Here is a 25295-nt window from a genome sequence, read left to right as displayed (position 1 = left end):
CAAGCCTGAAGGCTGTGATGTCCTTGTGGGAGCGGGCAAGCCCGCGAAGGCCCCAACGCCGACTCAAAGCCATACCGCATCCCAGTGTGGATAGTCCCTGACACTCCTGACCAATCCTGCTCTCAAAGGATTGGCAACAATGTACCGGGCTGTATGCACCACACACTCTTCCCGCCGCAGCGCATGGTCATGGTAACCGGGTTGCCAGATCGGTTTGTGCCTGACACCTGCCTTGCGTAACGCAATGGCTGTGCGTGATTTGAACTTGCGCATCAACGTTCCCAATGCCACCTCCTTCAGCTCGACCAGCCAATGCAGGTGGTCCGGCATCACTACCCAGGCCAGGGAATGGCAATCCTGAATGTCATTTGAAACCCGCAGATGTTTGACCACCAGGCGAGCATTGTCGAAGTCATGGAACAGTGGTTTTCGTTGGTGCGTGATGGTGGTCAGCAGGTAGAGCCTGCCTGGCTCGGAGTAGCGCCCACGACGCAGTCGGTGGGATTCAGCTAGTGGCATTGTGATCTTCCTTGAAATTGAATCTCCTTTTGAAAGGTAGTGGCTGAAGCGGGGGTTACCGGGTGGCTGATGGTTTCTGAATATGGCAGAAGCTTGTGCATTGCTGTGCCGGCCTCTTCGCGGGCGCGCCCGCTCCCACAGGTACAGCGCTGGCTTGGGGCTGGCGACTTTCCTGTGGGAGCGGGCATGCCCGCGAAGAGGCCCTGAAGGCGTACGACTTTTCATCAACTCAAACCAAAGGCTTCAGCTGGATCGGCTTGGGAATTATCCTACGAGCCGTGTGGAAGCTGCTCTGTTGTAGGGGAAATGCCCCAGGGATAACGTCGTCGAGTCGCCAATCAAGGTGACCGGGTGTGAGAAACCCGCTCGATGTTGAACAGGCTTCCAGTCATGGCGGCCTACGTGGGCAGGCTTCGGCCTGGCCGGGTTCAATGTCCTCGGTTTTCTCACCCCGCGTACGGCTGCCACCCCTTATCCGTGAGAAAGATGAGCTGGCGGTTCCATAAACGACATTGGATTCCGACCATGACAACGCACGTTCCAAATCACCCAAAAAACAGCAGCACCGTCGGTAAAGAAACCTGCATGGACCTTTTCCGCGTCCAGGCCAATATCCCCTTCAACCATGCCTTCTCCGAACTCTCCGTAATGCTCGGGTGCATCAATCACCTGACGACCGAAGCCGAGATGGAAAATGACCGGCTGGCTGGTAGTGCCGCGAGAATTCTCAGTGGCTTTGCAAAAGCACTGATCGATGACATCGAACTGGGACTGAACAAGGCTTCAGTTCAGCTCTGACCTGTACTGGCCCTTTCGCGGGCACGCCCGCTCCCACAGGTACAGCGCAGGCTTGAGGCTGGCGACCATCCTGTGGGAGCGGGCGTGCCCGCGAAGAGGCCCACGCAGGCGCTGGAAATGCCTAATAAATTCCCGTCAGTTCTTTAAATTACGAATCGTTTTTGCGCCAGCAGGGAGCCCTGTCGTTGGTGCGCCCGGTGCTGGATGTCTATTCGCTGGTGTGTCCGCTCTTACACCAGGCTGGATCCTTGCTCGGGGGATAAAGTACGTTTGTGGAGCCATGTAAAGCCCAATGGGTTCGAAACCCTCGTTGTTGTCCTCGGGCGGACCGGAATTTAGGCTTCTCGCGGCGCTTCGGTAATTATTGTTTTGAGGAGTCCCGGGCGGTTGAGCAGTATTCCCTCTGACCACGGGGGCACCCCGCGATGGTCCTAGAGAGATGCGCTTACCCTGGTAATAGGTACCCGCCACAAGCGCGACGGTTCCAAGTATCCCAGATACGGCCTGTAGAGCACTTCGGGCTTTAGGATCTTTTACAATAAAACTTGCAATGAGTGTTCCAATGCTGGCTAATCCTGTCGTAGCCGTAATAAGTAATGAGAAAGAAAAGTGCCCGGTGGGGTCAACGTTGTTCACCGGGTCCCCTACACAATACGCGTAGGCGTTCAACCCACCTTCCTCAAACGGGCTTTCATCATCGGGGCTGCACAACCTCTGCAGCACGGGACTATACTGACGATAGCCATTACCCAGCGAGTAACAGTCTGTTACTTCGTCCAGCTGCTCGCCATTGAATCCCAAAGGCATATTAGAATCGGCAGAGGCCGGGCGTTGGCCGTACGGGGTATAACGGTACTGCGTTCTACCAGCCTGTTCGAACGCACTCATCACTGTGTTGCTGCTGTTCACTGCGAAGAGTAAAAGCGGTGTATCTGCACCTGCCGTGCGTTGTGCCAAGAGGTTCCCCTCATGGTGAAAATACGAGCGTGTTACAGACCCGCAGATTTCGGTGGTACATCTGTTGTTCTGGTAAAAACGGAGTGAAGTTTCGCGCGCGTCCATATGGCTTCTCAGTTTCAGACCTTGACAGAAATTGCCCAGGCGTAGCTGACGTTGTCGGTTCGACCACAGTCATCTCACTATGTAACGGTCGCGTGCTTCCAGCTACTGGCATAAATGCTAGTTTTTTGGTGGACCGTCTGACCTGTGCGGCCGATTCGCGGACCCGCCCGCCCCACAGGCGCTGAAAATGCTGAGCTGATCCCCGTCAGTGATGTTTATCGAACCCTGATCTACGCTAACAGTCGCATCCCACGAATCATTTGCGCGCAAGCAAGGAGCCTGCATGACGTTGATACGTCCGCTGTTGGTCGTCTGCCTGGGGCTTGTGTCCCTGCTGTCGGGCTGTAGTAAGGAAGAAACCACCGAAACACTGCCACGCGTAGGCGTGCAACAGGTGTCACCCACCGATTTCGCTGCCAGGGTCACCCTGACTGGCGATGTGCAGGCGCGGGTGCAGACCGACCTGTCGTTCCGTGTGGGCGGCAAGATCATTTCGCGCAGCGTCGATGTCGGCGACCACGTCAAGGCCAACCAGGTGTTGGCGCGGCTGGACCCGAAAGACCTGCAGAACAATGTCGACTCGGCCAAGGCCGAGGTGTTCGCCGCGCAGGCGCGGGTCACCCAGACCAGTGCCGCGTTCGTGCGCCAGCAAAAGCTGTTGCCCAAGGGCTACACCAGCCAGAGCGAATACGATTCCGCCGAAGCCGCGCTGCGCAGCAACCAGAGCGCGCTCAAGGCCGCGCAGGCGCAATTGGCCAATGCCAACGAACAACTGAGCTATACCGCGCTGGTCTCCGAGGCCGATGGGGTCATCACCGAGCGCCAGGCCGAGGTTGGCCAGGTGGTGCAGGCGACCATGCCGATCTTCAGCCTGGCCACCGATGGCGACCGTGATGCCGTGTTCAATGTCTACGAATCGCTGCTGGTGGCTCCGCCAAGCGACGCCGGCGTGATCGTCAGCCTGCTGGACGACCCCAAGGTCCAGGCCCGTGGCTTCGTGCGCGAAATCACCCCCACGGTGTCCGCGCAAAGCGGCACGGTACAGGTCAAGGTCGGGCTGAGGGATGTGCCGCCAGGGATGCAACTGGGTGCACCGGTGACGGCCACCACCAATGCCCAGGGCCGACCAAGTATCGAGCTGCCATGGTCGGCACTGACCAAGGCCCTGCATGAGCCTGCCGTCTGGGTAGTGGGCGAGGGTGACAAGGTAGAGCTGCGCAAGGTCGAGGTCAGCCGTTACCTCACCGGCAGGATCGTGGTCGCCAGTGGCCTGAAAGGCGGCGAGACCGTGGTGGTCAATGGCGGGCAGTTGCTGCACCCCGGCATGCAGGTACTGAAGATCGATGCCAAGGCCAAAGGGGGTGAGCTATGAAGCGCCTGCTGCTGATGCTGTCGGCCGGCGTGCTGTTGGCCGGCTGCAGTAGCGAGGATGAAGTGCCGGAGCCGATTCGGCCGGTGCTGTCGGTCAAGGTCGAACCCCAGGTGCAGTCGCAGCTGGGCCGCTTCGCAGGCAGTATCCAGGCACGTTTCGAAAGCACCTTGGGCTTCCGGGTTTCCGGGCGTATTGCCCGGCGCTGGCTGGATGTGGGCGCCCAGGTGAAACCGGGCGACACCCTGGCCACCCTCGACCCGACCGACCAGCAGAACCAGCTTCGTGCCGCCGAGGGCGACCTGGCCAAGGTGCAGGCGCAGTGGATCAACGCCCAGGCCGATGCCCGCCGCCAGCAACAGCTGTATGACCGTGGCGTAGGCGCCCAGGCCCAGCTCGATATCGCCCAAACCAACCTGAAAACCACCAGCGCGGCGTTGGAGCAGGCGCGCTCTGCGCTCAGCCAGGCGCGTGACCAGCTCGACTACAGTACCTTGCGAACCGACCACGCCGCGGTAATCACTGCCTGGCAGGCCGAAGCCGGGCAAACCGTCACCGCCGGCCAGGCCGTGGTAACCCTGGCCAGGCCGGATGTGAAGGAAGCGGTGATCGACCTGCCGATCGGCCTGGCCGAGCAGTTGAGCAAAGGCCTGACCTTCACCGTTGCTTCGCAGCTGGACCCGACCATCAACACCACCGCCAGCCTGCGGGAACTGGAACCCCAGGCCGACGCCACCACGCGCACCCGCCGTGCGCGCCTGACCCTGGCCAGCACCCCGGCGGCCTTCCACCTGGGCACCGCCATCAGCGTGACCCTGAGTTCGGAGGTGTCGCCGCGCAGCGAACTGCCCTTGAGTGCCTTGCTCGAGCGCGACGGCAAGACCCAGGTATGGGTGATCGATACGCAGCAGAAGACTGTTGCCACTCGTGATGTGGCCCTGATCGGTCGAACCGCCGACAGCATCGTCCTGACCTCGGGCGTACAGCCCGGCGAGCGGGTGGTGACTGCGGGCGTGAACAGCCTCAAGCCTGGCCAGAAGGTCACCTTCGACGAGGATGCGCAATGAAAGGAAGCTTCAACCTGTCCGACTGGGCACTCAAGCATCAATCGTTCGTCTGGTACCTGATGTTCGTTGCCCTGTTGATGGGGATTTTCTCCTACTTCAACCTGGGCCGTGAGGAAGACCCGTCGTTCACCATCAAGACCATGGTCATCCAGACCCGCTGGCCCGGCGCTACCCAGGACGAAACCCTGTACCAGGTCACCGACCGTATCGAGAAGAAGCTCGAGGAACTCGACTCCCTCGACTACACCAAAAGCTACACCCGCCCCGGCGAATCCACGGTCTACGTGTACCTGCGCGACACCACCAAGGCCAAGGACATCCCGGAAATCTGGTACCAGGTGCGCAAGAAGATCCAGGACATTCGCGGTGAGTTCCCTGCAGGCATCCAGGGGCCCGGGTTCAACGATGAATTCGGCGATGTGTTCGGTTCGATCTACGCTTTCACCGCCGACGGCCTGACCCTGCGCCAGTTGCGCGACTACGTGGAACAGGCGCGGGCCGAAGTGCGCGATGTGCCCAACATCGGCAAGATCGAGCTGATCGGCACCCAGGACGAAGTGCTGTACCTGAACTTCTCTACCCGCAAGCTGGCAGCCCTGGGCATCGATCAGCGCCAGGTCATGCAGGCCCTGCAATCGCAAAACGCCGTGACCCCTGCCGGCGTGATCGAGGCCGGGCCGGAACGTATCTCGGTGCGTACCTCCGGGCAGTTCACCTCGGAAAAAGACCTGGAAACCGTCAACCTGAAGATCAACGACCGCTTCTTCCGCCTGGCCGACATCGCCGATATCGAGCGTGGTTACGTCGACCCCCCTTCGCCAATGTTCCGCTACAACGGCCAGACGGCGTTGGGCCTGGCCATCGGCATGAAGGCCGGCGGCAATATCCAGGTGTTCGGCGCGGCGCTGAAAAAACGCATGGACCAGGTGGTCGAAGACCTGCCGGTGGGCGTCGGGGTGCACACTGTTTCCGACCAGGCCGTGGTGGTCAAGCAAGCGGTCGGCGGCTTTACCAGTGCGCTGTTCGAGGCGGTGGTGATCGTGCTGGCGGTGAGCTTCGTCAGCCTCGGCGTGCGTGCCGGGCTGGTGGTGGCCTGCTCGATCCCGCTGGTGCTGGCCATGGTGTTCGTGTTCATGGAGTACAGCGGTATCACCATGCAGCGGATTTCGCTGGGGGCGCTGATCATCGCCCTGGGCCTGCTGGTGGATGATGCGATGATCACTGTGGAAGTGATGGTCACACGGCTGGAAATGGGCGAAAGCAAGGAGCAGGCGGCGACTTTTGCCTATACCTCCACAGCCTTCCCCATGCTCACCGGCACCCTGGTGACTGTGGCCGGCTTCGTGCCGATCGGCCTCAACGCCAGTTCGGCGGGTGAATACACCTACACGCTGTTTGCGGTAATTGCCGTGGCACTGATGGTGTCGTGGGTGGTGGCGGTATTCTTCGCCCCGGTGTTAGGCGTGCACATCCTCAGCAGTGCCAAGCTCAAGCACCATGAAGCCGAGCCCGGGCGTGTCGGCCGGGCCTTCGAGCATGGTTTGTTGTGGTGCATGCGCAACCGCTGGCTGACCATCATCGGCACCGTGGTGCTGTTTGCCCTGGCGATCTTCTGCGAACGCTTCGTGCAGAACCAGTTCTTCCCGTCTTCTGACCGCCCGGAAATCCTCGTCGACCTCAACCTGCCGCAGAACGCCTCGATCGAGGAGACGCGCAAGGTGGTCGACCGTTTCGAGGCGCGGATCAAGGACGACCCGGACCTGGTGCACTGGAGTACCTATATCGGCCAGGGCGCGATCCGCTTCTACCTGCCCCTCGACCAGCAGTTGCAGAACCCGTACTACGCGCAGCTGGTGATCGTCAGCAAGGGCTTCGAAGAACGCCAGGCCATGATGGAGCGCCTGCAGAAGATCCTGCATGAAGAATTCGTTGGCGTCGGCACCAACGTGCAATCGCTGGAAATGGGCCCACCGGTGGGCCGACCGATCCAGTATCGGGTAAGCGGTGCCAATATCGACGAGGTTCGCAAGCACGCCATCGAGCTGGCCACCTTGCTCGACCAGAACGAACACATCGGCGAGATGATCTACGACTGGAACGAGCCGGGTAAGGTGCTGCGCGTGGAAATCGCCCAGGACAAGGCGCGCCAGCTGGGCCTGTCGTCGGAGGACGTGGCCAATGTGATGAACAGCATCGTCAGCGGCGTGCAGATCACCCAGGTCAACGACAACATCTACCTGGTCGACGTGGTCGCCCGTGCCGAGGACAGCGAGCGTGGCTCGCCGGATACCCTGCAGAACCTGCAGATCCTGACACCCAACGGCACTTCGATCCCGCTGCTGGCGTTTGCCACCGTGCGCTACGAGCTGGAGCAGCCGCTGGTGTGGCGTCGCGACCGCAAGCCGACCATCACCATCAAGGCTTCGGTCAACGGCGACATCCAGCCCACCGACCTGGTGGCCCAGCTGAAGCCGAAGATCGACGAGTTCGCCAGCAAGTTGCCGGTGGGCTTCGAAGTGGCCACCGGCGGTACGGTGGAGGAGAGCGCCAAGGCGCAGGGGCCGATCCGCAAGGTCATCCCGCTGATGCTGTTCCTGATGGCGACGTTCCTGATGATCCAGCTGCACAGCGTGCAGAAGCTGTTCCTGGTGGTCAGCGTGGCGCCGCTGGGGTTGATTGGCGTGATCATTGCGCTGGTGCCCACAGGTACGCCCATGGGCTTCGTGGCGATTCTCGGCATTCTCGCGCTGGCGGGCATCATCATTCGTAACTCGGTGATCCTGGTGACCCAGATCGACGAGTTCGAAGCCCAGGGCTTGTCGCCGTGGGATGCGGTGGTGGAGGCAACCAACCACCGGCGCCGGCCGATTCTGCTGACCGCGGCGGCGGCGAGCCTGGGCATGATCCCGATTGCCCGCGAAGTGTTCTGGGGGCCGATGGCCTACGCCATGATTGGCGGGATCATCGTGGCGACCCTGCTGACGCTGCTGTTCCTGCCGGCCTTGTATGTGGCCTGGTACAAGATCCGCGAGCCTGAAAACAGTACTAGAACCCAACACTGAACCCTGTTGAAACAGCTGTCTTGTTCAATATCCAAATGCTTGTGCAGTCCTTGTGGGAGCGGGCGTGCCCGCGAACACCGGCGAAGCCGGTGCCATCCATCGCGTTGGATTCTTCGCGGGCATGCCCGCTCCCACAGAGGCGCCTTCTCGCCTGCAAGATCATCGCTAATTTTTAGTTATATAAAGATTCTTAAACGGTATTTTTAAGAATAACCCCGCCTCACTACTATTGCCCTCAAGCCAGGCGCAAATCCCCTTCAAACCTCAGCCCGGCACCCTCACTCCAAGGAGAACGAGCATGAGTGCATCTCTGCGTAGCATCGACGGTCAGGACGAAGCCACCATTCTGCGGGAAATCCAGAGCGCTCTGCGCGACCTGCGATTCGGTGCGGTGGAGATCACCGTGCACAACGCTCAGGTCGTACAGATCGAGCGCAAGGAGAAGTTCCGCCTGCAGCAGCCCGGCAACAAGACCGGCTGATCGCACCACACATTCAAAAACTAGAAAAATGCCAATCGGGAGCTTCACCATGTCCATCCGCCGTTATGCGCTTGCCGCCTTGGCCAGTGCTGTTTTTGCCGGTTCCGCCATCGCCAAGGACTACGAACTGTTGAACGTGTCCTACGACCCGACCCGCGAGCTGTACCAGCAGTACAACGCCGAGTTCATCAAGCACTGGCAGCAGGCCCACCCGGGCGACAAGGTGAAGATCCAGCAATCCCACGGCGGTTCGGGCAAGCAGGCCCGTGCAGTGATTGACGGCCTGCGTGCCGACGTGGTGACCCTGGCCCTGGCCGGCGACATCGATGAAGTCGCCAAGCTCGGCAAGACCCTGCCAGACAACTGGCAGACCCGCCTGCCGGATGCCAGCACCCCGTACACCTCGACCATCGTGTTCCTGGTGCGCAAGGGCAACCCGAAAGGCATCAAGGACTGGGGCGACCTGATCAAGAAGGATGTGTCGGTCATCACCCCCAACCCGAAAACCTCCGGCGGCGCCCGCTGGAACTTCCTGGCGGCCTGGGCCTATGGCCTGAAGGCCGGCGGTAGCGAAGAAAAGGCCAAGGAGTACGTGCAGGAGCTGTTCAAGCACGTCCCGGTGCTGGATACCGGCGCCCGTGGCTCGACCATCACCTTCGTCAATAACGGCCAGGGCGATGTGCTGTTGGCCTGGGAAAACGAAGCCTTCCTGGCGCTGAAGGAAGACGGTGGCGCCGACAAGTTCGAGATCGTCGTGCCGTCGCTGTCGATCCTCGCCGAACCGCCGGTGGCGGTGGTGGACAAGAACGCCGAGAAGAAGGGCAATAGCGAGATTGCCACCGAATACCTCAAGCACCTGTACAGCCCGGCCGGGCAGAAGATCGCAGCCGAGAACTTCTACCGCCCGCGTGACGAGAAGGTCGCTGCCGAGTTTGGCAAGCAGTTCCCGAAACTGGACCTGGTAACCATCGACAAGGACTTTGGTGGCTGGAAGACTGCACAACCGAAATTCTTCAATGATGGCGGTGTGTTCGACCAGATCTATCAGGCACAGTAAGGGCCAAGGAAAAGCGGGGCCGCCATGCGGCCCATCGCGACACAAGGCCGCTCCTACAGAGGTACGCGCACCCCTGTAGGAGCGGCCTTGCGTCGCGATGGGCTGCAAAGCAGCCCCAGGATTTCAGAAGCTAGCACCAGCCCGGGATCGTTCCCGGGCCAAGTGCGTTCAACCAGGGATATTTATGTCACGTCGCATTTCCCCCGTCATACCCGGCTTCGGGCTGACGCTGGGTTACACCTTGGTGTACCTCAGCCTGATAGTGCTGATACCGCTGGCCGCCATGTTCGTGCATGCCGCGCAGCTTACCTGGGAGCAGTTCTGGAACATCATCAGTGCACCGCGGGTGATCGCCGCGCTCAAGCTGAGTTTCGGCACCGCCCTGTTCGCCGCCATCATCAACGGAGTGATCGGCACCCTGCTGGCCTGGGTGCTGGTGCGCTACACCTTCCCCGGGCGCAAGATCATCGATGCGATGATCGACCTGCCGTTCGCCCTGCCCACGGCTGTAGCCGGTATCGCCCTGACCGCCCTGTACGCACCCTCGGGCTGGGTCGGCCAGTTCGCCACCGACCTGGGCTTCAAGATCGCCTACACCCCACTGGGCATCACCCTGGCGCTGACCTTCGTCACCCTGCCGTTCGTGGTGCGTACGGTGCAGCCGGTGCTGGCCGACATTCCGCGTGAAGTGGAGGAGGCCGCTGCCTGCCTGGGCGCCAAGCCGCTGCAGGTGTTCCGCCATGTGCTGGCGCCAGCGCTGCTGCCTGCCTGGCTGACAGGTTTTGCCCTGGCCTTCGCCCGCGGCGTGGGCGAGTATGGTTCGGTGATCTTCATTGCCGGCAACATGCCGATGAAGACCGAGATCCTGCCGCTGCTGATCATGGTCAAGCTCGACCAGTATGACTACACCGGCGCGACCGCCATCGGCGTGCTGATGCTGGTGGTTTCCTTCATCCTGCTGCTGCTGATCAACCTGCTGCAGCGCCGCATCGAAACCCCTTGAAGGAGGCCGGCATGTCCAGTTCATCCCTGAATGCAACCGCCGCCGCCAACGCTGCCCGCCGGGGCAGCGCCACTTCGCGGCGTATCCTGATCGGCCTTGGCTGGCTGGTGTTCGCGCTGTTCCTGCTGCTGCCACTGGTGATCGTGGTGTCGCAGGCGCTGAAGAACGGCTTTGGCACCTTCTTCGAGGCGATCTTCGAGCCTGACGCATTGTCGGCGCTGAAGCTGACCCTGTTCGCCGTGGCTATTTCGGTGCCGCTGAACCTGGTGTTCGGTGTCAGCGCCGCCTGGTGCGTGAGCAAGTACACCTTCCGTGGCAAGAGTATCCTGGTCACCCTGATCGATCTGCCGTTCTCGGTGTCGCCGGTGATCGCGGGCCTGGTCTACGTGCTGATGTTCGGCGCTCAAGGCCTGTTCGGGCCATGGCTGCAGGACCACGATATCCAGATCGTGTTCGCCCTGCCGGGCATCGTCCTGGCCACCATCTTCGTCACCGTACCGTTCGTGGCCCGTGAGCTTATCCCGCTGATGCAGGAGCAGGGCACGCAGGAAGAGGAGGCCGCGCGCTTGCTCGGCGCCAATGGCTGGCAGATGTTCTGGCACGTGACCCTGCCGAACATCAAATGGGGCCTGATCTACGGGGTGGTGCTGTGCACCGCGCGGGCCATGGGCGAGTTTGGCGCGGTGTCGGTGGTGTCCGGCCACATTCGCGGCGTGACCAACACCTTGCCGCTGCACGTGGAGATCCTCTACAACGAGTACAACCATGTCGCGGCCTTCAGCGTGGCCAGCCTGTTGCTGATCCTGGCGCTCTTCATCCTGCTGCTCAAGCAGTGGAGCGAGAACCGTATTAACCGCCTGCGCCACAGCGCCGCGGAGGAATGATTCATGTCGATCGAAGTTCGTAACGTCAGCAAGCGCTTCAACAGCTTCCAGGCCCTGGACAACATCAACCTGGACATCAACAGCGGCGAGCTGGTGGCCTTGCTCGGCCCTTCCGGCTGCGGCAAGACCACGTTGCTGCGCATCATCGCCGGCCTGGAAACCCCCGACCAGGGCAATATCGTGTTCCATGGCGAGGACGTGTCCGGCCATGACGTGCGCGACCGCAACGTCGGTTTCGTGTTCCAGCACTACGCGTTGTTCCGCCACATGAGTGTGTTCGACAACGTTGCCTTCGGCCTGCGCATGAAGCCCAAGGGCGAGCGCCCGAGCGAGAGCAAGATAGCCGAGAAGGTGCATGAACTGCTGAACATGGTGCAGCTGGACTGGCTGTCCGACCGCTACCCCGAGCAGTTGTCCGGTGGCCAGCGCCAGCGTATCGCCCTGGCCCGTGCGCTGGCGGTGGAACCCAAGGTGCTGCTGCTGGACGAGCCTTTCGGTGCGCTGGATGCCAAGGTGCGCAAGGAGCTGCGCCGCTGGCTGGCGCGCCTGCACGAGGACATCAACCTGACGTCGGTGTTCGTCACCCACGACCAGGAAGAAGCCATGGAGGTGGCTGACCGCATCGTGGTGATGAACAAGGGCGTGATCGAGCAGATCGGCTCGCCGGGCGAGGTGTACGAGCACCCGGCCAACGATTTCGTCTACCACTTCCTTGGTGACTCCAACCGCCTGGCCCTGAGCGAAGGACATCATGTGCTGTTCCGCCCCCACGAAGTGTCGCTGTCGCGGCACGAGACCGAAGGGCACCATGCGGCCGAGGTGCGGGATATCCGGCCGCTGGGCGCGACCACGCGGGTGACCTTGAAGGTGGAGGGGCAGAGCGAGCTGATCGAGGCCGAAGTGGTCAAGGACCATGACAGCCTGACCGGGTTGGCGCGGGGGGAGACATTGTTCTTCCGGCCGAAGGTTTGGCAGAAGGTGGCGGATATCTGAGTCGGCTTTGATGATGAAAAAGCCCAGGGTTGGTCCTGGGCTTTTTTATGCCTGATGGATTGCCGGGGCTGCTTTGCAGCCCATCGCCGGCAAGCCAGCTCCCACATTGACCGCGTAACACCGTTCCCTGTGGGAGCTGGCTTGCCGGCGATCGAGGGCGCAGCCCTCGCGGCAATCTCATGCCTTACGCGAATATTTCGCATGCCGGCAATGCATGATTGAAAACCCGCCCGGCCACAGCCCGCGAATTCCGCGGCTTTGCCACAATCCTTCAAAAATCATATTCAGTAAAGTTCTAACCATAATTTTAAACATTACTTTAAGTGATAAGCCCCTGGCCCCGATTATTCAGCCACACACCTGAATCGAGTCCCAGGAGTTTGATCAATGGGTAATGTCCAGTCGGCCGTCAGGGCCTACGACCAGCCATGGCGCCCGGCCCCGGGTGACCTGGTCGACCTTGGACGCACGCTTCGCCTCCCGCTTGGCCAGCTGCGCTTGCAACGCACGCCTGTCAGTGGGCTCAAGCGCCGCGACAAGCTGGTGCTGGGCCTGCTGGTGCTGGCCCTGCATGGCGCAGCAGCGTATTGGGTCAACCAGGCACCAACGCCCGAGCTGCCGGTGGTGCCACCGCAAGTACCGCCGATGACCATCGAGTTCGCCGCGCCAGCACCGCCTGTAGTCGAACCACCGCCACCAGCCCCGGCACCGCCGGTGGTCCAGTCGCCACCGCCGGCCGTGGTCGACGAACTGGCCGCCAAGCCCAAACCCAAGCCAAAGCCCGTGCCCAAGCCGGTGGTCAAGCAACAGCCCAAACCCCAGCCCAAGCCGGTCGAAGCGCCGCCGCCAGCGCCTGTGGCTGCCCCGGCACCGCCAGCGCCACCCGCGCCGGCCCCGGTCACCCCGGCATCGGCCAACGCGGCGTACCTGAAGAACCCGGCGCCGGAGTACCCGCAGATGGCCCAGCGCCGCGGTTGGGAAGGCACCGTGCTGCTGCGCGTCGAGGTGCTGCCCAGCGGCAAGCCCGGACAGATCCAGATCCAGAAGAGCAGCGGCCGTGATGCCCTCGACGCTGCCGCACTGGCCGCGGTCAAGCGCTGGAGTTTCGTGCCTGCCAAGCAGGGCGAAGTGGCCCAGACCGGCTGGGTCAGCGTGCCGATCGATTTCAAGCTTCGCTAACTTTTTCGCAGAACACAGGAAGACATCATCATGAGCCTGCTGGCATCCCCCCTCGAATCCGTTGAAAGCGCAGTCATCTGGCTGCTGGTCGGTTTTTCCGTCGCCACCTGGGGCCTGGCCTTGGTCAAGGTCGTGCAGTTCGTGCGGCTGAAGAATCAGGACAAACGCTTCCACCAGCAATTCTGGGCCGCCTCGAGCCTGGACTCGGCTGCCGAGCCCAGCCACGACCTGCCAGGCCCTGCCGCCCGTGTTGCCCAGGCCGGTTATGCCGCCATCGCAGTCGGTGACAGCCAGGCCAATGACCTGAGCCACGCCATCAACCACCAGGACCGCCTGGAGCGCGCCCTGCGCCAGCAGATCGTGCGTGAGCGCCGTTCGCTGGAAACCGGCCTGGCGGTGGTCGCCAGTATTGGCAGTACCTCGCCCTTCATCGGCCTGTTCGGCACCGTCTGGGGCATCATGGAAGCGCTCAAGGGCATCAGCGCGGCTGGTTCCGCCAGCTTGGAAACCGTGGCCGGGCCGATTGGCGCGGCACTGGTGGCCACCGGTGTGGGTATCGCCGTCGCGGTGCCGGCGGTGCTGGTCTACAACTACTTCCTGCGCCGCCTCAAGCTCACCGCCGCTGACCTCGATGACTTCGCCCATGACTTCTACAGCCTGGCGCAGAAGAGTGCCTTCCGGGTGCTGGTGCACCCGGCCGTGCACAGGCCCCAGGCCGGTTTCACCCAACCGGTGAAGGAGGCGTCCTGACATGGCCTTTTCGACCCAGGACAGCGACGAAGTCCTCAGTGAAATCAACGTCACGCCGTTGGTGGACGTCATGCTGGTGCTGCTGGTGGTGTTCATCGTCACCGCGCCGCTGCTGACCAATGCCATCCCCATCAACCTGCCCAGGACCGAGGCCGTGGCCCCGGTGGAGCAGAAGGACCCGCTGGTGGTCAGCATCGACGGTGACGGCAAGTTGTTCATCAACAAGGACCAGATCCAGCCCGACCTGCTGGAAACCAGCCTCAAGGCCGCCAAGGACAAGGACGTGGACGTGCGCGTACAGCTGCAGGCCGATGACGGCGTGAACTACGGCGAAGTGGCGCGGGCCATGGCGGCTATCGAACGTGCCGGGATCAGCAAGCTGGCGGTGATTACCGCGCGCTGAACCCGTCAACTTTCTTCAGGCAAGTGCTTAGGGGCCATATCTCTTGGCAGGGGATGGCTCCTTTTTTTGCGTGATCCCTGTGGGAGCGGGCGTGCCCGCGAACACGGGCGAAGCCCGTGCCATCCACCGCGGTGCTTGCTTCGCGGGCATGCCCGCTCCCACAGGGGTCGCACAAGATATTGAGATTTTTGGTTATTAATAAATAGCTTCTTATTCCTTTACTGATATAACTCCCTCCCTATACTTGTCTCCAAGCACGCAAACTCACCGGAGGCGTCCCCATGCGCAATGAGTCGATTCGTTACCTGATTGTGCCGGGCTGGCAAGGATCGCCAGACAATCATTGGCAAAGTCACTGGCAGCGCACCCTGCCCAACAGTGCCCGGCTCGAGCAGCACGACTGGCTGACCCCGCAACGCCAGGACTGGGTGCAGGCACTGGAGCAGGCGATTGCCGCCGAGCGCTCGCCGGTGATTCTGATTGCCCATAGCCTGGGCTGCATAACCGTCGCTCATTGGGCCGCGCAGGCCAGCCCGGCCCTGCTGCGGCGGGTACGTGGCGCGCTGCTGGTGGCACCCGCTGACGTGGAGCGGCCGACCTGCGCGCCAGCTCTGCGCAACTTCGCACCGATCCCGACCGAAGCACTGCCATTCCCCAGCCAGGTGGTCAGCTCGGACAACGACCCGGCCGTGAGCGTGCCAAGGGCGTTGTATCTGGCCCAGGTCTGGGGCGCCGAAGCAGGGCTGCTGACCAACGCCGGGCACATCAACGTCAAGTCCGGCCATGAGCGCTGGGAACAAGGTTTCGCCTACTTGTATCGCTTGCAGAGCCGGGTCGAGCAGCGCGCACTGCGCCGCGCCTGATCGCCCTTACTGTTTACCGTTTGCCTGACGCCCGGCCATTGAAGGCCTGGGGCGGGAGTTCGTCATGACTTTTCAAAACCCTTTTGGCCAGCCGTTGCTGACCTTCCCTGAACTGGACAAGAGCCCGCTGAGCATCCGCGCCAAGGCGCTGGTGTTCATCGACCCACGTTCGCAGCAGTTGCGCGAGGAGCTCGAGCACCTGGCGCCACAATCCTTGCCGGTGCTGATCCGTGGCGAAACCGGCACCGGCAAGGAACTGCTGGCCCGGCAGATCCACCGTGCCAGTGACCGCAGCGGGTTGTTCGTGTCGGTCAACTGCGCTGCCATCAGCCCCACCTACGCCGATGCCGAGCTGTTCGGCTACAGTGCCGGCAGCCAAGGTGGCACAGCCAGCAGCCGTGCCGGCTGGTTCGGCTCGGCCAACGGCGGCACGTTGTACCTGGACGAGATCGCCGACTTGCCGCTGGCCATCCAGGGCAAGCTGCTGGCCGCCCTGGAAAACCGCGAGGTTACCCGGGTGGGCGCGCAGCAGCCGCAACCGGTGGACGTGCGCCTGGTGGCCGCTACCAGCATCGATCTGGCGCGGGTGGTGCGCGCGGGGCGCTTCAACGAGCGCCTGTACCAGTACCTGCGCGAGGGAGCGCTGGAGCTACCGCCACTGCGCGAGCGGCCGGGCGATATCCTGCCGTTGGCCGAGTACTTCGTGGGCATCTACAGCGTGCGCCTGCAGCGGCCTGTGCCGCTGGTGAGCGAGGCGGCGCAGCAGGTGCTGGAGGCACACCCCTGGCCCGGCAACACCCGTGAACTGGAGAATGTCATCCACTTTGCCTTGCTGGTGAATGATGGCGAGGAGATCCTGGCAGAGGACCTGGACCTGCCCGACCCTGAGCGCTAGACACTGCTCAAAAGCAAAATGGCTGATAGCATTTAGTTTTGGAATAAGCAGCTAAATAAAAGATATTTTTACGGAATAAAAAATCTGGGTATTGTCCGCCTCACGCCCGCTGGTGAACCGGTTGGGCACCCGATTCGCCATCGTCGATGGCCCAGAACCAGAACAAGGACCACCATGAAGAAGACCCTGCTGACCACTGCCCTGGCCGCTGCCCTGTCGTTCGCCGGCCTGGCTACCGCCGCCGAGAAACTGGTTGTCGCCGCCACCCCGGTACCGCACGCCGAAATCCTCGAGCTGATCAAGCCGACCCTGGCCAAGGAAGGTGTGGACCTGCAGATCAAGGTTTTCACCGACTACGTGCAGCCGAACGTGCAGGTTGACCAGAAGCGCCTGGACGCCAACTACTTCCAGACCCTGCCTTATCTGCAGAACTTCAACGAAGGCAAGGGCACCCACCTGGAAACCGTGATCGGAGTGCATGTCGAACCCTTTGGTGGTTACTCGAAGAAGGTCAAGAGCCTGAGCGAACTGAAAGAAGGCGCTACCGTTGCCATCCCTAACGAGGGCAGCAACAGCGGCCGCGCCCTGCTGCTGTTGCAGAAGGCTGGCCTGATCACCCTGAAGGACCCGAAGAACGCCCTGGCCACCCCCAAGGACATTGCCGAGAACCCGAAGAAGCTGAAGTTCCGCGAGCTTGAGTCGGCCATGCTGCCGCGCGTGCTGGACCAGGTCGACCTGGACATGATCAACACCAACTACGCCCTGGAAGCCGGCCTGAACCCGGCCAAGGACGCGCTGGTGATCGAAGGCAGCGACTCGCCATACGTGAACTTCCTGGTCGCCCGCCCGGACAACAAGGACAGCGAAGCCATCCAGAAACTGGCCAAGGCCCTGACCAGCCCGGAAGTGAAGGAATTCATCGCCAAGAAGTACCAAGGTGCGGTGCTGCCGGCGTTCTGATGCGCTTGCATTACCTTGCATGACCCAACGCCGACACCCTTGTGTCGGCGTTTTTGTTTGTGGCGCAGGACCCTGTGGGAGCGGGCGCGCCCGCGAAGCAGGCGACGCGGATGGCACCGGCTTCGCCGGTGTTCGCGGGCGCGCCCGCTCCCACAGGGTCCCTGCGCGACGTCTCGGTGATATGTTTATTCTACAAAGGTATTTATCAAAAAGTTTTTAGATCATTAGAGTCTAGCTATCGTGCCCACGCGCACCCTGCAGACCTGCTTCACCATGACCCTCGACACCGCATTCATCCTCGGCACGCTGCCCGCCTTCCTCAAGGCCGTGGGCGTGACCCTGCAGGTCGGCCTGATCGCCATCGCCACTTCATTGCTGGTCGCCCTGGTCAACGCCACACTGCTGGTATTACGCACCCCGTACCTGTGGCGCCTGGTAAAAGCCTACGTGGAGCTGGCCCGCAACACGCCGCTGCTGATCCAGCTGTTCTTCGTCTACTTCGCCTTGCCCAGCCTGGGCCTGAAGATTTCCGGCTTTGCCGCTGCAATCATCACCATGACCTTCATGGGCGGTGCCTACCTCACCGAGGTGCTGCGTGCCGGCATCGAGGCCGTGCCCCGCGCCCAGCTGGAGTCCGGGCGCTCCATCGGCCTGTCCGAAGGCCAGCTGCTGCGCCATGTGGTGCTGCCCCAGGCGGGCATCCTCAGCCTGCCGGCACTGTTTGCCAACTTCGTCTTCCTGCTCAAGGAAACCACCGTGGTGTCGGCGGTGGCCGTGCCGGAAATTCTCTACACGACCAAGAACTACATCGCGCTGTACTACAAGACCTATGAAATGCTCACCGTGCTGACCCTGCTCTGTGTGCTGCTGTTCCTGCCGCTGTCCTTGCTGCTGCGCTATATCGAAAGGAGGCTGCAAAATGGCCAGTTCGGCGTCTGAACTGCTGCTGCAGGCATTGCCGCAGCTGGCTGGCGGCGCGGCGCAGACCCTGGCCATCTCTGCGCTGGGGATCCTCTTCGCGACGCTGGGCGGTGTGCTCTATGGCGTGCTGGCAACCTTGGGCAACCGGGCCCTGAACATTGCCTTGCAGGTGTACCTGGAGCTGTTCCGTGCCATCCCGGTGCTGGTCTGGCTGTACCTGGTGTTCTTCGGCCTGCCGATCTTCCTGGCCCTGAGCATCCCCAGCTTCTGGTGCGCGGTACTGGTGCTGGGCCTGTGGGGCGCCAGCGAGGTGGGCGAGGTGGTGCGTGGCGCGCTGCGCTCGCTGCCGCGCGGCCAGCGCGAGGCGGGGTTGTCGATCGGCCTGGCCGGCTGGCAGCTGTATGGCTACGTGCTGTTGCCACAGGCGCTCAAGCGCATGACCCCGCCGACCATCAACATCTACACGCGGATCATCAAGACCAGCTCGCTGGCGGTGCTGATCGGCGTGGTCGAGGTGATCAAGGCCGGCCAGCAGATTATCGAACGCACCTACGAGTCGGTGCTGATCTACGGCGCCTTGTTCCTGTTCTTTTTCATCGTCTGCTATCCGCTGTCCGCCGCTTCACGCGTGCTGGAACGCCGCTGGGCCCACTCATGAGCGCATTGATCGAATTTCAGGGTTTCAACAAGTTCTTTGGCGAGCAACAGGTGCTCAAGGACGTCGACCTCCAGGTGGCGGCCGGCGAGGTGGTGGTCATCCTCGGCCCCAGCGGTTGTGGCAAAAGCACGCTGCTGCGCTGCCTCAACGGCCTGGAGCAGGCCCACGGCGGCCACCTGCGCCTGGCCGGGCAGGAGCTGCTCGACCCGCGCACCGATTGGCGCGAGATCCGCCAGCGGGTCGGCATGGTGTTCCAGAGCTATCACCTGTTCGGTCACATGAGCGTGATCGACAACCTGCTGCTTGGCCCGCTCAAGGTACAAAGGCGCGAGCGCGCCGAAGCCCAGGCCCAGGCCGAGGCGTTGCTGGCGCGGGTCGGCCTGCTGGACAAGCGCGACGCCTTTCCCCGGCAATTGTCCGGGGGCCAGCAACAGCGCATCGCCATCGTGCGTTCGCTGTGCATGAACCCCGAGGTGATGCTGTTCGACGAGGTTACCGCAGCCCTCGACCCGGAAATGGTCAAGGAGGTGCTGCAGGTGATCCAGGGCCTGGCCCGCGACGGCATGACCTTGCTCATCGTTACCCACGAAATGGCCTTCGCTCGCGCGGTGGCCGACCGCATCGTGTTCATGGAGGCCGGCAGGATCCTTGAACAGGGCGACCCCGAGAGCTTCTTCACACGACCGCGGACCGCACGCGCGCAGCAGTTCCTGGAGAAATTCTCCTTCGTAGAAAGCCTGCCGAAGACACTGCACAAGGAACTGTCATGAAAACTGCCAACCTCACCAAACTGCTGGCGCCGTTGTTCGGCCTGGCCCTGCTGGCCGGCTGCAACAAGGCTGAAGAGCCACCCAAGCCGGCGGCGGCCTCGCCGGCCACCAGCTACCTGGAAACCATCAAGGCCCGCGACAAGCTGATTGTCGGCGTGTTCACCGACAAGCCACCGTTCGGTTTCGTCGATGAGCAGGGCCGCTACGTGGGCTTTGATACCGATATCGGCCGGCGCCTGGCCAAGGACCTGCTGGGTGATGAAAACAAGGTCGAGTTCGTTGCCGTGGAGCCGGCCAGCCGTATCCCGTTCCTGCAGAGCGACAAGGTCGACCTGATTCTCGCCAACATGACCGTGACCCCGGAGCGCAAGGAAGCGGTGGATTTCACCAACCCCAACCTGCGCGTTGCCGTGCAGGCCATCGTCGCGGATGGCAGCCCGGTGCAGAAGCTCGACGACCTGGCCGACAAGACCATCATCGTCACCACCGGCACTACCGCTGATATCTGGCTCACCAAGAACCACCCGGACTGGAAACTGCTCAAGTTCGAGAAGAACAGCGAGTCGCTGCAGGCGCTGGCCACCGGGCGTGGCGATGCCTATGCGCAGGACAACCTGATTCTGTTCAGCTGGGCCAAGCAGAACCCGGGGTACCGCGTGCTGCCTGAGCTGCTGGGTGACGAGGCACCGATTGCACCGGCGGTGAAAAAGGGCAACACCGAGCTGCGTGACTGGGTGAATGCCGAGCTGGCCAAATTGGGGGAGGAGAAGTTTCTGCTGAAGCTGTATGACCAGTATGTACGCAAGGAACTGAGCGATGACACCAAGCCGGAAAGCGTGATCGTGGAAGGGGGCAAGTGGCAGGGGTGACTGTGCCATTGGGGCTGCTTTGCAGCCCTTCGCGGGCTTGCCCGCTCCCACATTGATCGGCGTATGCAGGACCCTGTGGGAGCGGGCGAGCCCGCGAAGGGCCGCAAGGCGGCCCCAATGACTTCAACGGTTACGCGGTAGCCAATTCAGCAAGAATTCATTCACCACCCGCGGGTTCTCCAGGCTGGAGATATGCCCCGCAAACGGAATCTGCGCCGCCAGGCAGCCAATGATCCGCGCCATTTCATTGGACTCTTCCGGCGGCCGCGGAATGTCCTGGTCGCCGCACATCAGGATGGTTCTCTCGCTCGGCAGCTGCTTGAGTTGCTCCAGCAGGTCGTGTCGTCCAAAGATTATCCGCCCCATGGGATCGAGGCTCTCGCGAATGGTTTGTGCACTGCTTGCCTTCAGTTGAGCACGAAACCGCTCACGGATTTCAGGCACGGTCTGGCCGCCCGCGTGGAAAAATATAGGCACGATGATGTCGAGCAGCAGGTCGCTGAATTCGCCGGCTTCGCTGGCGGCATCCAGCAAGGCGAAGTACTTGAGCCGAGTCTCCTCCGGCTCGGCGCCCAGGTAAGTGTCCATGAGCACCAGGCGGTCCACCCGCTCGGGGTGTTCAAGGGCCAGTTGCGCGCCCCACATGCCGCCGACCGACAGGCCGACCAAATGGCATTTGCCAATGTCCAGGGCGTCCAGCAGTGCCAGATGCTGGCGGGCCAGGGCGCTCATGTCGATGGTCGTGGCAGGCGGAGCATCGGAGCCGCCGTGGCCCCAAAGCTCGGGGACGATGACGCGGAAGTGTGCTGACAGGGCTTCGATTTGCGGCTGCCACATCTCGGCGGACCACAGGTAGCTGTGGCCGAGCAGGACCGGGAAGCCTTGGCCCTGGTCGATGTAGCTCATGCGGGCGCCGTCGATTTCGATGAAGTGTCTTTGCATGGAATGGGTCTCGGCTGGGAGCGCTGTAGGGTATTCGAAATTCTCGGGGGCCGCTTTGCGGCCCATTCGCAGCACAAGGCTGCTCCTACAGGGGATCGCGGTCTCTTGTAGGAGCAGCCTTGTGCTGCGAATGGGCTGGCACCAGACGCAAGGTACTCTGCGCCGGAATCACCCCCATCTGCGCCTTCTGGTACTGCCCCTGCACATAACCTTCGGCCTGATCCGCAAAATGCCTGTCGAACGGCACACCACTCTGCCCGACCGGGTTGGTGGTCAGCGCCTGCCCGGCATCGGCAAAGTCGACCAGCCGCCGCGTCGACGGCCCATAGGTCACCGGCCATGGCGCCGGGCCGATCTTCGCCGAGAGGTTGTTCGGCACTTCATGGGTGCCCGGTGCGGCGAACGGGCCGACGTTGAACAGCAGGTTCAGCGGCTTTTTGACCCCCAGCGGGTGGTTGTGGGTCAGGGTATGGGCCTTGCCCCACTGCCAACTGGCCGGGTCGTTGCCCAGGGTTTCCCGCAGGTGCTTCAAGGTGTTCTGCCACGCCATGCGCACCACGGCGTTACGGTCGGTGCGCTGGTTGGCTCCGCGGGTGTTCCACCACGGCGAATCGGCATCCGCCGCCAGGCGCGGCAGGGCTGCGTCGATGGCGCGGGTGCTGATCAGCACCGGGAACCAGGTGTCGCCCAGCTCGTCATGCAAGGCCGCGAATGCCAGCTCGTAGAGGAACTGGTTGAACAGCGTGGCACTGGTCGAGTCGAGCGGGTAGTCGCCGCTCCAGGCTGCCAGTTGCTCGACCAGCTCCTTCTCTTCGTCACCTTCGGCCACTGCGCGCAGCGTTGCCAGCAGTGGTGCAAGGGTGCGCGGGCCATAGTCACTGCCAGTGTCCAACTGCAGCGCCTGGCTATTTTGGGTATCCCACTTCACGTCGGGGTTGGCCAAGTGGCGATCGAGCTGGCGGCCTCGGTCCGGCAGGTTGTAGTAACCGGGTATCGGCACTGCTGCTGGAGGCTGGTAGTTGGCCGAGACAATGTAGCCGCGTGCCGGGTTCTCCTGCTGCGGGTTGACGCTGAAGGGGTAGAAGCCGAGCTTGTCCGCCTGCGCACTGGCACCATCGAGGATGAACGCGGGGTCGACGCCGTCGGGGCGGATCGGCAACTGCGCCGCCGCCCACCAGCCGATATCGCCACGGGCATTGGCCCAGACCAGGTTCAGCCCTGGCGCATGCACCTTGGCCGCAGCCTCGCGCATCTTGCCCAGGGTATCGGCGCGGTTGAGCTGGTAGAAACCGTCGAGGATCGGGTTTTCGGTTTCCAGGAACGCCCACCACATGGCGACTGGCGTGGGCCCGGCAGTGGCACCCAGCACGTCGTTGACGATCGGGCCATGGGGCGAGCGGCGGAGGCTGAGGGTGACCGGTGCTTCGCCTTTGACGGCAATCTGCTGCTCGGTCTTTTCCAGCGCCTGCCATTTGCCATCGACCATCACCTGGTTGGCGTCGGCAGGGTTGGTTCGCTCGGCGATCAGGTCGACGTCGTCATTCTGGAACATGGTCAGGCTCCAGCCGAAGTCGCGGTTGTGGCCGAGCAGGGCGAACGGGTTGAGCGCCTGGAAGTAGCCATACAGGTTGAAGCCCGGCGCCGACAGCTCGGCCTCGTACCACACCGCCGGCACCGCAAAACCGATGTGCGGGTCGCCGGCCAGCAGCGGCCTGCCGCTGCGGGTGCGGCTACCGGCCACGGCCCAGGCGTTGCTGCCCTCGAATTGCGGGATGCCCGCATCGCCCAGCGCGTCATGGCTGAGGCGGGCGAGGGCCTCCAGGCTTTGCCAGTCGGCAGCGGCCAGCGGTGTACCCAAGGCGCCCTCGGGCTGCCAGGCGAGATCGAAGATGTTCAGGTACTCAGGGCCCAGCTGGTCGCGGATATAGGTAAGCGCGGGTTCGGTGCGAAACGCGGCGGCGAAGCTGTAGGCCAGGTAGCCGGCGATGCTCAGGGTGTCTTCGGCGCTGAAGGGGCGTGGGGTGATGCCGAGCAGGTCGAACTCCACGGGTTTTGGGTGGCTGGCCTGCCAGCTGTTCACCCCGTCGAGGTAGGCCTGCAGGGCTTGCCAGGCGGGTGACTGGCGGTCCTGACGCTTGGCCATCAGTGCTGCCTGTTCGCGAATGCGCAGGCTGCGGAACAGGGTGTCGGTGGGCAGCAGCTTGTCGCCCAGCACCTCGGCCAGCTCGCCCCGGGCCAGGCGCCGCAGGATCTCCATCTGGAACAGCCGGTCCTGGGCATGCACGTAACCGAGAGCACGATACAGGTCCGGCTCGCTCTGCGCCTGCAGGTGCGGCACCCCACGGGCGTCGTAGCGCACGTTGACCGGCGCCTGCAGGCCGGCGATGGCCACGTCGCCCTCGCGTTGCGGCAGCTTGCCCTGCACATACCAGTATCCGGCGCCGGCGGCCACGGCAACCATCACGGCCAACAGGGTCAAGCTGCGCTTCATGCAGGCTCCTTGTGCGTTCAAGCGAAAAATGTGGTCCGATGATCGGCGGATTCGCGACCAGAGCATAGCCCCAGGAAGGAGTTTCCATGTCCCTCAGCGAAAAACAGAAAATGCTTACAGGCCAGCTCTATCACGCTGGCTGCCCCGAGCTGCAGGCCGAGCAGATCGCCAACAAGCACTGGATGCACCGCTACAACAGCAGTGTCGAATTGCTCAACGACGCACGTCATGGGCTCCTGGTAGAGCACTTTGGCCAGGTCGGCGAAGGCGCGGTGATCCGCCCGCCGTTCTATTGCGACTATGGCTACAACATCAGCGTCGGCCGCAACACCTTCATGAATTTCAACTGCGTGATCCTCGATGTGCTGCCGGTGCGTATCGGTGATGACTGCCAGATCGGCCCCAACGTGCAGATCTATACCGCCGACCACCCGCTCGACCCCGAGGTGCGCCGCACAGGGCTGGAGAGTGGCCGGCCGGTGACCATCGGCAACAACGTGTGGATCGGCGGCGCGGCGATGATCCTGCCGGGGGTGACCATTGGCGATAACGCCGTGGTGGGTGCCGGTAGTGTGGTGACTCGGGATGTGCCGGCTGGGGCGGTGGTGGTGGGCAACCCTGCGCGGGTGCGTCAGCCGGCCCAGGGGCAGTAGCAGCCCACCGCCAGGGTATTTGAGGCACTCACCTGGCGGCCGTCGAGTAGCGCCTTGAGGATCGGCTCGATGAAGCTGTTGCTGGCATTGCACACTGCGCCTTCGCTGTAGGGGCCGAAGTAGGCCAGGTGGCCTTGCCGGTCCCAGATGGCCACGGCCGGGGAGGCGGGCAGGTGTTCGCTGCCGGGCAGGCTGGCGAGTGGCTTGAGGGCGGTGAGGTTGTCGGGCAGCTGGCCGTGGCTGTCGGGCTTTTGCAGCACGTGGAAGGTCACGCCCTGGCTGGCGAACCGGCTGACCAGGTCGCCCAGGTGCTGCTGGTTGCCGACGTTGCACGGGCAGGCCGGGTCCCAGAAATGCACTACCCGGATCGGGCCGGGGCCGGCCAGTTCGGGGGGCAACTGCAGCTGGCTGCCGTCGAACAGCGTGGCCTGGTTGTCGAACGGGCGCAGGTAGTGGGCCTGGAAGGTGGTGTAGGCCTGCCAGACCAAAGTTGTGCAGAGCAGCAAGGCGAGGGCGAGCAGGACTGGTTTGGCAAGGCGGGTCTGCATGGATGTTTGTGGGTGTCTTGTGGTGGGTTCACTGGCCCTATCGCCGGCAAGCCAGCTCCCACAGGATATCACCAGGCCTGAGGCCGGTAGGCAATCTG

25 protein-coding genes are annotated in these 25295 nt (G+C 62.7%); 20 read left to right on the top strand and 5 right to left on the bottom strand.

Going from position 1 to position 25295, the window contains the following annotated elements:
- Positions 1–63: 63 nt before the first annotated feature.
- Positions 64–519, bottom strand: a complete 456-nt coding sequence (locus AC2T3R_RS25080; RefSeq protein ID WP_410951514.1) for an REP-associated tyrosine transposase — start codon at positions 517–519, stop codon at positions 64–66.
- Positions 520–1044: 525 nt separating this feature from the next.
- Here AC2T3R_RS25080 and AC2T3R_RS25075 point away from each other — a divergent pair.
- Entirely contained in the window at positions 1045–1317 is a 273-nt protein-coding gene (locus tag AC2T3R_RS25075; RefSeq protein ID WP_085615857.1) for a DUF3077 domain-containing protein, read from the top strand.
- A gap of 135 nt (positions 1318–1452) precedes the next feature.
- Here the strand turns inward: AC2T3R_RS25075 and AC2T3R_RS25070 are convergent, their stop codons facing one another.
- Positions 1453–2205, bottom strand: coding sequence for an RHS repeat-associated core domain-containing protein (locus tag AC2T3R_RS25070; RefSeq protein ID WP_486745307.1), 753 nt, complete (start codon positions 2203–2205; stop codon positions 1453–1455).
- A gap of 457 nt (positions 2206–2662) precedes the next feature.
- On the opposite strand from AC2T3R_RS25070, the gene AC2T3R_RS25065 reads away from it, so the two are divergent.
- The 18 genes from AC2T3R_RS25065 (at position 2663) to AC2T3R_RS24980 (ending at position 20563) form a co-directional block, all read left to right on the top strand.
- The gene (locus tag AC2T3R_RS25065; RefSeq protein WP_024087886.1) at positions 2663–3751 is read left to right on the top strand and encodes an efflux RND transporter periplasmic adaptor subunit; all 1089 of its coding nucleotides are present in this window, start codon (positions 2663–2665) and stop codon (positions 3749–3751) included.
- Positions 3748–4815 (top strand): efflux RND transporter periplasmic adaptor subunit, encoded by a 1068-nt coding sequence (locus AC2T3R_RS25060; RefSeq protein ID WP_013974699.1) that lies wholly within the window; start codon positions 3748–3750, stop codon positions 4813–4815. Before AC2T3R_RS25065 ends, AC2T3R_RS25060 begins: the two co-directional genes overlap by 4 nt.
- Positions 4812–7877, top strand: a complete 3066-nt coding sequence (locus tag AC2T3R_RS25055; protein WP_486744407.1) for an efflux RND transporter permease subunit — start codon at positions 4812–4814, stop codon at positions 7875–7877. The genes AC2T3R_RS25060 and AC2T3R_RS25055 overlap by 4 nt, the downstream gene beginning before the upstream one ends.
- A 298-nt stretch (positions 7878–8175) precedes the next feature.
- Positions 8176–8358: a sulfur starvation response protein OscA gene (oscA, locus tag AC2T3R_RS25050; protein WP_003258557.1), complete on the top strand. Its 183-nt coding sequence runs from the start codon at positions 8176–8178 to the stop codon at positions 8356–8358.
- A gap of 49 nt (positions 8359–8407) precedes the next feature.
- Positions 8408–9415 (top strand): sulfate ABC transporter substrate-binding protein, encoded by a 1008-nt coding sequence (locus AC2T3R_RS25045; protein ID WP_486744406.1) that lies wholly within the window; start codon positions 8408–8410, stop codon positions 9413–9415.
- Positions 9416–9599: 184 nt separating this feature from the next.
- Positions 9600–10418, top strand: a complete 819-nt coding sequence (gene cysT / locus AC2T3R_RS25040) for a sulfate ABC transporter permease subunit CysT (protein WP_013974695.1) — start codon at positions 9600–9602, stop codon at positions 10416–10418.
- Between the two features lie 11 nt (positions 10419–10429).
- Positions 10430–11302, top strand: a complete 873-nt coding sequence (gene cysW / locus AC2T3R_RS25035) for a sulfate ABC transporter permease subunit CysW (protein ID WP_410951518.1) — start codon at positions 10430–10432, stop codon at positions 11300–11302.
- Between the two features lie 3 nt (positions 11303–11305).
- The gene (locus tag AC2T3R_RS25030) at positions 11306–12295 is read left to right on the top strand and encodes a sulfate/molybdate ABC transporter ATP-binding protein (protein WP_013974693.1); all 990 of its coding nucleotides are present in this window, start codon (positions 11306–11308) and stop codon (positions 12293–12295) included.
- A gap of 387 nt (positions 12296–12682) precedes the next feature.
- The gene (locus AC2T3R_RS25025) at positions 12683–13474 is read left to right on the top strand and encodes an energy transducer TonB (protein ID WP_486744405.1); all 792 of its coding nucleotides are present in this window, start codon (positions 12683–12685) and stop codon (positions 13472–13474) included.
- A gap of 30 nt (positions 13475–13504) precedes the next feature.
- The gene (locus AC2T3R_RS25020) at positions 13505–14224 is read left to right on the top strand and encodes a MotA/TolQ/ExbB proton channel family protein (protein ID WP_075046694.1); all 720 of its coding nucleotides are present in this window, start codon (positions 13505–13507) and stop codon (positions 14222–14224) included.
- 1 nt (position 14225) lies between these two features.
- Positions 14226–14627, top strand: coding sequence for an ExbD/TolR family protein (locus tag AC2T3R_RS25015; RefSeq protein ID WP_486744404.1), 402 nt, complete (start codon positions 14226–14228; stop codon positions 14625–14627).
- A gap of 281 nt (positions 14628–14908) precedes the next feature.
- A complete protein-coding gene (locus AC2T3R_RS25010) occupies positions 14909–15490 on the top strand; it encodes an alpha/beta hydrolase (protein WP_486744403.1) in 582 nt (193 codons plus the stop codon).
- Positions 15491–15554: 64 nt separating this feature from the next.
- Positions 15555–16385: a sigma 54-interacting transcriptional regulator gene (locus tag AC2T3R_RS25005; RefSeq protein ID WP_410951948.1), complete on the top strand. Its 831-nt coding sequence runs from the start codon at positions 15555–15557 to the stop codon at positions 16383–16385.
- Between the two features lie 174 nt (positions 16386–16559).
- Positions 16560–17345 carry a MetQ/NlpA family ABC transporter substrate-binding protein gene (locus AC2T3R_RS25000; RefSeq protein WP_013974690.1) on the top strand — a complete coding sequence of 262 codons (786 nt, stop codon included), beginning with the start codon at positions 16560–16562 and terminating at the stop codon, positions 17343–17345.
- Positions 17346–17618: 273 nt separating this feature from the next.
- Positions 17619–18284, top strand: coding sequence for an amino acid ABC transporter permease (locus AC2T3R_RS24995; RefSeq protein ID WP_486745306.1), 666 nt, complete (start codon positions 17619–17621; stop codon positions 18282–18284).
- The gene (locus AC2T3R_RS24990) at positions 18265–18924 is read left to right on the top strand and encodes an amino acid ABC transporter permease (RefSeq protein ID WP_025341019.1); all 660 of its coding nucleotides are present in this window, start codon (positions 18265–18267) and stop codon (positions 18922–18924) included. Before AC2T3R_RS24995 ends, AC2T3R_RS24990 begins: the two co-directional genes overlap by 20 nt.
- The gene (locus tag AC2T3R_RS24985; RefSeq protein ID WP_085721360.1) at positions 18921–19694 is read left to right on the top strand and encodes an amino acid ABC transporter ATP-binding protein; all 774 of its coding nucleotides are present in this window, start codon (positions 18921–18923) and stop codon (positions 19692–19694) included. The genes AC2T3R_RS24990 and AC2T3R_RS24985 overlap by 4 nt, the downstream gene beginning before the upstream one ends.
- Positions 19691–20563, top strand: a complete 873-nt coding sequence (locus AC2T3R_RS24980; protein WP_015272203.1) for a transporter substrate-binding domain-containing protein — start codon at positions 19691–19693, stop codon at positions 20561–20563. Before AC2T3R_RS24985 ends, AC2T3R_RS24980 begins: the two co-directional genes overlap by 4 nt.
- Before the next feature lie 123 nt (positions 20564–20686).
- On the opposite strand, the gene AC2T3R_RS24975 is transcribed toward AC2T3R_RS24980, so the two are convergent.
- Both AC2T3R_RS24975 and AC2T3R_RS24970 read right to left on the bottom strand, forming a co-directional pair.
- Positions 20687–21505: an alpha/beta fold hydrolase gene (locus tag AC2T3R_RS24975; protein ID WP_486744402.1), complete on the bottom strand. Its 819-nt coding sequence runs from the start codon at positions 21503–21505 to the stop codon at positions 20687–20689.
- Positions 21506–21590: 85 nt separating this feature from the next.
- Positions 21591–23996 (bottom strand): penicillin acylase family protein, encoded by a 2406-nt coding sequence (locus AC2T3R_RS24970; RefSeq protein WP_486744401.1) that lies wholly within the window; start codon positions 23994–23996, stop codon positions 21591–21593.
- 86 nt (positions 23997–24082) lie between these two features.
- Between AC2T3R_RS24970 and AC2T3R_RS24965 the strand changes: the two genes are divergently transcribed.
- Positions 24083–24649, top strand: a complete 567-nt coding sequence (locus tag AC2T3R_RS24965; protein ID WP_486744400.1) for a sugar O-acetyltransferase — start codon at positions 24083–24085, stop codon at positions 24647–24649.
- Here AC2T3R_RS24965 and AC2T3R_RS24960 read toward each other — a convergent pair.
- The gene (locus tag AC2T3R_RS24960) at positions 24628–25197 is read right to left on the bottom strand and encodes a DUF6436 domain-containing protein (RefSeq protein ID WP_486744399.1); all 570 of its coding nucleotides are present in this window, start codon (positions 25195–25197) and stop codon (positions 24628–24630) included. The two genes, AC2T3R_RS24965 and AC2T3R_RS24960, sit on opposite strands and share 22 nt — an antisense overlap.
- Positions 25198–25295: the final 98 nt, after the last annotated feature.

The sequence above is a fragment of the Pseudomonas sp. PVC-5-1 genome (assembly GCF_057444345.1).
This window is presented reverse-complemented; position numbering and strand designations above follow the sequence as displayed.